General features: G+C 62.0%; 3 protein-coding genes and 2 pseudogenes. 1 reads left to right on the top strand and 4 read right to left on the bottom strand.

Features of this window, described 5'->3' with window-relative positions:
* Together ACFWY5_RS41460 and ACFWY5_RS41455 are read right to left on the bottom strand one after the other, a co-directional pair.
* Positions 1 to 143: pseudogene (locus ACFWY5_RS41460) on the bottom strand (IS3 family transposase); the annotation flags it as partial.
* Positions 144 to 150: 7 nt separating this feature from the next.
* Positions 151 to 1342 (bottom strand): annotated as a pseudogene (locus ACFWY5_RS41455) (IS30 family transposase).
* Here ACFWY5_RS41455 and ACFWY5_RS41450 point away from each other — a divergent pair.
* Positions 1329 to 1715 carry a hypothetical protein gene (locus ACFWY5_RS41450; RefSeq protein WP_379638113.1) on the top strand — a complete coding sequence of 129 codons (387 nt, stop codon included), beginning with the start codon at positions 1329 to 1331 and terminating at the stop codon, positions 1713 to 1715. The pseudogene ACFWY5_RS41455 and the gene ACFWY5_RS41450 sit on opposite strands and share 14 nt — an antisense overlap.
* Positions 1716 to 1942: 227 nt before the next feature.
* Here ACFWY5_RS41450 and ACFWY5_RS41445 read toward each other — a convergent pair whose 3' ends face one another.
* Positions 1943 to 3004, bottom strand: coding sequence for a hypothetical protein (locus tag ACFWY5_RS41445; RefSeq protein ID WP_379638112.1), 1062 nt, complete (start codon positions 3002 to 3004; stop codon positions 1943 to 1945).
* A gap of 66 nt (positions 3005 to 3070) precedes the next feature.
* Positions 3071 to 4537 (bottom strand): LamG domain-containing protein (locus ACFWY5_RS41440; RefSeq protein ID WP_379638111.1); only part of this gene is annotated, 1467 nt, incomplete at its 5' end.

Below are 4537 nucleotides of genomic sequence, written 5' to 3'. Positions count from 1 at the left end.
CCGCGGGGCTTGATCAGCTCGGTCTTGAACAGGCCGATCTGCGATTCCATCAGGGCGTTGTCGAGCGCGTCGCCGACGGTGCCGATGGAGGCGTCGATCCCGGCGGCTAGTAGGTGCGTGGTGAATCGGAAGGACGTGTACTGCTTGGGCTCAACCGGTGGTCGCAACACCGCTGGTTGTTGGCTGGGAGAGTAGCTCATTGAGGGCCTCGGCGGGTGTTTTCCAGCCGAGTGTCTTTCGGGGCCTGCTGTTGAGAGTGGTGGCGACGGCGTCGATCTCCTCAGCCGTCCATCGGGACAGGTCGGTGCCCTTGGGGAAGTACTGGCGCAGCAGGCCGTTCGTATTCTCGTTCGTGTCGCGTTGCCAGGGGCTGTGCGGGTCGGCGAAGTAGATCGCGACTCCGGTGTCGATCCGTAGTTGGGCGTGCTGGGCGAGTTCCGTACCTCGGTCCCAGGTGAGCGAGCGGCGCAGTTGCTCGGGCAACGTGGTGATGGTGGCGGCGATCGCGTCCTTAACGGCCTCGGCGCCGCGGCCGGCCAGCGCCGGGCCGTTGTGCACTCGTGGTTGGATGCCGTAGCCGTCCATCCGGGGCAGGTGCAGCAGCAGGGTGAACCGTGTCGTGCGCTCGACCAGCGTGCCGATCGCGGAGCGGTCGGTGCCGATGATGAGGTCGCCTTCCCAATGCCCAGGAATGGCTCGGTCCTCGGCCTCGGCGGGCCGTTGGCTGATCATCACCTCCGGCGTGACGTGGCCGATGGCGCGCTTACGGGAACGTGCTCGAGGGACGCGCAGCGCGCGTCCGGTGCGCAGGCAGGCGACCAGCTCCCGCTTGAGCGCTCCACGGCTCTGAACATACAAGGCCTGGTAGATGGCCTCGTGCGAGATCCGCATCGTCTCATCCTCGGGGAAATCGAGCTTCAACCGATTGGCGATCTGCTCCGGACTCCATGCCTGCGCCCACCTCCGGTCCTGCCGCCGTGGCTTGTTGCGGCCCTTCCACCGCGCGGCCACCGGCCCAGGCACCACCGTCCCGTCCGGGTGACGGACCTGCCCCGACAGCCGCTGCTGCACGTACTCGCGCAACCGCTCGTTGGTCACCAGCTTGGCTGCCTTGGGCCGCAGGGCCAGCAGTTCTGCCTTCCACTGCGCCACCGAGGCCCGGTACTCCAGCTTGCCACCCCGCGTTGCGGCGCAACTCCCTGGAGAGAGTCGACGGCGCACGGACCAGCCGCCGAGCGATCTGCCGCACTCCCACTCCCTCGGCCTTCAGCAAGGCGATCTCTTCCCGCTCGGCAAACGACAGATATCGACCGGTGCGCGGACTGACCATGAACGTCGGCATCCCGCCACGCTCCCGGAACCACCGGCTCCCCGTGGCCGACGACGCGCCGACCGCGGCGGCAGCCTCTTCGCTGGTCACCCCTTTGGCGATCTCACGCCAGAACGCGCGCTCGATCTCCCGCCGCAGCGAAGGCGCCCCCGGAGACTTCATCGGCGCCCTGCCGGTCAACGCCTTCATCCAACCCGCCGGCCTGCCCATCAACACCTCCACGATCAAGGTGTTGCGACGACCAGTTGAATCCGCCCTGTACACCTCAGACGAGTTCGGCCGCTTCCTGGCCAGCCTGGACATCCGCCGCTCGGTGGGGCGCACCGGGGTCTGCTGGGACAACGCGATGGCCGAGTCGTTCCTCTCCGCGCTCAAGAACGAGTGACTGCATCGCTTCGTCTTCACCACCCGGGCCAAGGCACGACGGCAGGTCATCCGCTACATCGAAGGGTTCTACAACCACCGGCGCCTGCACTCGGCGCTCGGCTACCGCCCGCCCCTGGAAGTATTCAACGAGTCCCTTACCAACCAAACAGCCGCATAAGCTGCGACCATAAGGCGGCTATCCGGAATCACCATGGCCCCTCAGTAGTGCTTGGGGTATTGCTGCGCCTATCTAGCGATGATCTTCTTGGTGATCTGTGCGCGCAGTTCTGGCCATCCCTTTCCTGTGGCGCTTTTGGCAGCTATGAGCATCTCGAAGCTGCCCGTATCCTCGGCGAGGGCTTGGAGGGCGAGCCTTGTGGCGATACTCGCCTGCCATCGCATCCAGCGGCGGTCTTCTTCACGGGGAGTGCCGCCTGGCCCGTTGAACCATTCCCTTCCCAGGTTGATGCTGTGTTCGATAAGGCCTGGCATCAGTTCCCCTAGCGCTTGGACATCCTGGTTCACGCCAGCGTTCGCAGCCTTTACTACTTCGGTTGATTTAGCGAAGTACCGTTGGGCCATGCGGTTGAGAACAAGCAGGCATATCTGGCGGCGCTGAGTCGTATTTGCCTCCGACACGTGCCCATATAGTTCGGAATCCACATGCCGAAGGGATAGAGCCCGGTTGGGGTCTCCTTCAATTAACCGATCGGCTAGCAGAGCGCGTTGTGTGCCGATTAACATTGAGTCACGCAACTGGAAGCTGCTCGCGCTTTCTACGGTGGCCATGGCGGCGGCGCGCTTGATTAGCCGCTCGTTACTTGGGGAGCCGATCAGGATTCGAATATGGTCCTCCAGCAGTGGAGGTATCTCGCCATAGATTGTTGCGTCGTCCATGCGGAATTCGGGGTAATGGACGAGTAGTTGTCCGTTCTCCGCGTAAACGAATTGATCGTGCCCGCGAGCGTGCCAGGATACGTGCCACAGGCGTGCATCTCTGCTCAGCCATCGAAGCCACTCAATTTTGCTGTGATAAATCCCGTCGCGCTCCAAGATGGACACGCAATTGCTGTCGACGCTAATGAATAGCTCGACCGTGGGGTAAAGATCGCTCTCCCGTATATCGACGTCGCGGTATACAGGGGACGCTCCTAGGGATTCGACTACTGCTTGTTCGGCTGAGCCGGTGGGGTCGAGACGGCAAACGACAGACCAGCCGAGCCCGCCGCGCGCGAGCCACTCGTGTTGAACCAGAAGGTCCATGTAGTGCTCGATGGTGCTGTCGGCGTCTGTCCGCAGTCCCGTCATGGTGCCGAGACTAAGGGGTGGCGGGTCGTGCTCGCCACCCCTAGCCTTCAGGTCGCCAGGTGGCAGTTATGGCACTGGCCTGCCGCAGAGTTCTTCCTTAGTCGGCGGGTTTTCGAGAGTGGTGTTGAGTTTGTTGTAGTAGATGTCCCCGACTATGACTCTGTCCTTGATGAAGAATCTGTTCTCCAGGAGCGTCCCGGCCAGGCCGTTGTGGTCTGCGCGGATGGGGCATAGCGAGAACATGCTGGGTGCTGCGTTTGCGCGCTCGAAGCTTCCCGCGAACGGGTACTCGTCGCATTCTTTGCCGGCTGGTGCGTATGAACCCCAGATGCCTGTGCAAGCCTTCCATGTCTTCTTGTGTACGCTCTCTGCGACTTCGGAGTCTTCTCGGTGGAGGTAGTTGTCTTTCATTGCGCCAGGTCGGTAGCAGCCCGGCAGTCGCTTGTCAGGGTGTACGGGGAATGTGTCGTGAGCCTGGTAGCACGCTTTCCAGTAGTGCTGATAGGCGGTGTCGTATCCTTGGCCCAGTTTCCAGATCATCATGGGAGTGGCGGAGTTGAAGACGCAGCCGCCTTGCGGCTTGATGTAGGTGGCGGAGTCGCAGCGTACAATCGACCCGCCTTCCGATGCTCCGAGCGAGTTGGCGTATCCGTACCCCCCTTGAGGAGAGGGCCAGTCCGGAGAATAGCCGTACATCTTGAAGCCGCTGATGCTCATCTTTTCGAGGTTGTACACTGTCTCATCGAAGAGCGGGCTCCATTTTATGTGACGCTGCGATGGAGCCTTGCTGTCGGGGCACCTCAACCTGAACCGGGCGGAGCCGAAGTCCTGCCAAAGACCGATCGGCTTGGTGCGATAGTTGATCGTGGGGCTACCGCCCCACGAGGTTACGTGCTCGCAGCCGGTTCCGACGGGCTCGACCCCGAGAGTGAGGTGCTTGGCAGTAGCGCCGCCTCTTGTGCGGACGTCGTAGACGTGAACATCAACGAATATGTCGCGACTGGTGCCGCCGTTGTTGGTCTCGACGCTGTTGTTACCGTTGAAAGTATAGGCCATGATGACGATCTTTGCGTGGAAATCCATGATCGTGGGAGTGCGGCCGGGCTGGTGAAATAAGTCCAGGTTTGACGTCGAGCACCAGGAGAAGTGATTCCGCGCATACCCCTCTGGACGATTCGATCGGCTGAAGTTTCGCTTACAATCATCCGGCGTCATTCTGCCGTACTCGTAGATGGCCGGCGGCGGTTGAGGGTTATTGTCATCAGCCGCCATCGCCGTCCGTGCCTTTTCCAGCGATCGTGCCTTGGGTGCTGACACCACAGGTGCGTTCATGTCTGTCTGGATTTGTGCGGGGGTCTGGGCGCGGTTGTAGATGCGGACTTCGTCGATGAGTCCCTTGAAGTATTCGCCCCACTTGGTGTTTCCGCCCAGGCGGAGAGTGCCGTTGTCATCGATCAGGCTGCCGGTCATGGCCGTGGTCGCGACTTGGGTTCCGTTTACGTACATGTGGGCGTTGGAGCCGTCGTAGGTGAC

Source organism: Nonomuraea sp. NPDC059007 (genome assembly GCF_042740555.1).
In the GTDB taxonomy this organism is placed as follows: Bacteria; Actinomycetota; Actinomycetes; order Streptosporangiales; family Streptosporangiaceae; genus Nonomuraea.
The sequence above is the reverse complement of the archived record's forward strand: the minus strand, read 5'-3'. Positions and strand labels throughout refer to the sequence as shown.

Excerpts from the sequence above, each read along its gene's own strand:
- ACFWY5_RS41450 (WP_379638113.1), top strand. The coding sequence starts at position 1,329 with ATGAACGTCGGCATCCCGCCACGCTCCCGGAACCACCGGCTCCCCGTG.
- ACFWY5_RS41445 (WP_379638112.1), bottom strand. The coding sequence starts at position 3,004 with ATGACGGGACTGCGGACAGACGCCGACAGCACCATCGAGCACTACATG.